The sequence below is a fragment of the Pseudomonas sp. SDO5522_S412 genome (assembly GCF_054071215.1).
The window spans coordinates 1-1,839 of the sequence record NZ_JBSVWQ010000424.1; the positions used below are offsets into that span (position 1 = coordinate 1).

At 61.0% G+C, this 1,839-nt stretch carries 2 protein-coding genes; both read right to left on the minus strand.

Going from position 1 to position 1,839, the window contains the following annotated elements:
• Positions 1-110 precede the first annotated feature (110 nt).
• Positions 111-968 carry a tryptophan 2,3-dioxygenase gene (gene kynA / locus ACW9I6_RS32245; RefSeq protein ID WP_008436669.1) on the minus strand — a complete coding sequence of 286 codons (858 nt, stop codon included), beginning with the start codon at positions 966-968 and terminating at the stop codon, positions 111-113.
• On the minus strand, positions 965-1,615 hold the full coding sequence (kynB, locus tag ACW9I6_RS32250; RefSeq protein WP_087693454.1) for an arylformamidase: 651 nt from the start codon (positions 1,613-1,615) through the stop codon (positions 965-967). The genes kynA and kynB overlap by 4 nt, the downstream gene beginning before the upstream one ends.
• Between the last annotated feature and the right edge of the window lie 224 nt (positions 1,616-1,839).

Sequence of the window (1,839 nt, forward strand, 5' to 3'; positions counted from 1 at the left end):
TATTGACTGACCCACCGCTTTCGCGAGCAAGCCCGCTCCCACATTTTGATCGTATTCCAAATGAAAAGCCCCGGTACTGATGAGTACCGGGGCTTTTTGTTGGGCCTTGATTACAGCGTGGAACGCACTCGCCACAGCTCGGGGAACAATACGGTGTCGAGCATCTTGCGCAGGTAACCCACGCCTTCGGTGCCGCCCGTACCAGGCTGGAAGCCGATGATCCGCTCCACCGTGGTGACATGGCGGAAGCGCCATTGGCGGAACGAATCCTCCAGGTCGATAAACTTTTCGGCCAATTGGTACAGGTCCCAATACCGGCTCGGATCGCGATAAACCTCGCGCCACGCCGCCTCCACGGAATCATCGTGAACCGTTGGCGCCGTCGGGTCGCGTTCGGCGCGCTTGGGGTCGATCGCCAGCCCGGCCTTGGTCATCAGGTTGATCGCTTCGTCATACAGCGACGGCGTGGCAATCGCCACCTGCAGCTCCTTCAACAACTCCGGCCGGTGGGCATGAGGCCGCAACAGCGCCGCGCTTTTATTGCCGAGGATGAATTCGATTTCCCGGTACTGGAACGACTGGAAACCCGACGACTGCCCCAAGTACGGGCGGATCGACTTGTACTCCGACGGCGTCATGGTCGCCAGTACCGCCCAGGCGTGCACCAACTGGTCAAAGATCCGCGACACCCGCGCCAGCATCTTGAACGCCGGCGGCAGCTCACCCAGGCGCACGTGTTCGCGGGCGGCCTTGAGTTCGTGGAGCATCAACTTCATCCACAGCTCCGAGGTCTGGTGCTGGATGATGAACAGCATCTCGTTGTGGTCCGGTGACAGCGGGTGCTGGGCGCTGAGCACTTTGCCCAGGTCCAGGTAGTCGCCGTAGCTCATGGACTCGGAAAAATTCAGCTCGGCGTTATGCCATTCTTCCGGCGGCTGGTAGTCAGGGGAGAAAGGACACTGGCTCATCGCGTGGGCTCCTTGAGCGGGCGGAGAATGGCTCGTACCGGGCTGGCATCGAGGTTGGCAAAACGCAGCGGCAGCGCGATCAACTCGTAATCTCCCTCCGGCACGTCGTCGAGGACGATGCCTTCGAGAATCGCCATGCCATGCCGGGCGACGGCGTTGTGGGAGTCCATGGTCTTGGACTGCTGCGGGTCCAGGGACGGTGTGTCGATACCGATCAGGCGCACACCGAGGCTGAACAGCAACTCGACCGTTTGCGGGGCGACGGCGGTGAAATTCGAATCCCAGGCATCCAGCGGCGCCTGTTGATAAGTGCGCAACAGTACACGCTCCGGCAGGTTTTCCAGCCGGCCTTCCAACTGATGCGGCTGCACCAGCGCGCCGCTGCCCAGGCAATGCAGCACCCGGCACGGGCCCATGTACACATCCAGAGACACTTCGCCAATCGGCGCGCCGTCCGCGCTGTAGTGCAACGGCGCGTCCACATGGGCGCCGGTGTGGGGCGACAGGGTGATGCGTCCGACATTCACCGGGCACTCGGGGCCGAACTGCCAGACCCGCTCTTCCTGAAACGGCGTATCACCCGGCCAGGTCGGGGTCGCGGTGCTCAAGGGCGGGCTGATGTCCCACCACGTTTTTATTGGATTCATTTCAAGGCTCTCGGTCGTTACTGGGGTGAATGATACGAGGGCCGGCTGTAAATATTCTTGCGAATTCCAGCGCAAAGCGGGAAATCTTTCGCACTTACTGCGAGGAAATGGCTGATTGGCGCACAGATATTTCGTACTGACTCAATCCTTCAAACAACAAATATTCCCTGTGGGAGCCGGGCTTGCCCGCGATGAGGTCGGCACAGCGTGCCCTTCCATCGCCT

Bases quoted from the DNA above. Each gene is read 5' to 3' on its own strand.
- kynA (WP_008436669.1), bottom strand. From the start codon at position 968: ATGAGCCAGTGTCCTTTCTCCCCTGACTACCAGCCGCCGGAAGAATGG.
- kynB (WP_087693454.1), bottom strand. From the start codon at position 1,615: ATGAATCCAATAAAAACGTGGTGGGACATCAGCCCGCCCTTGAGCACC.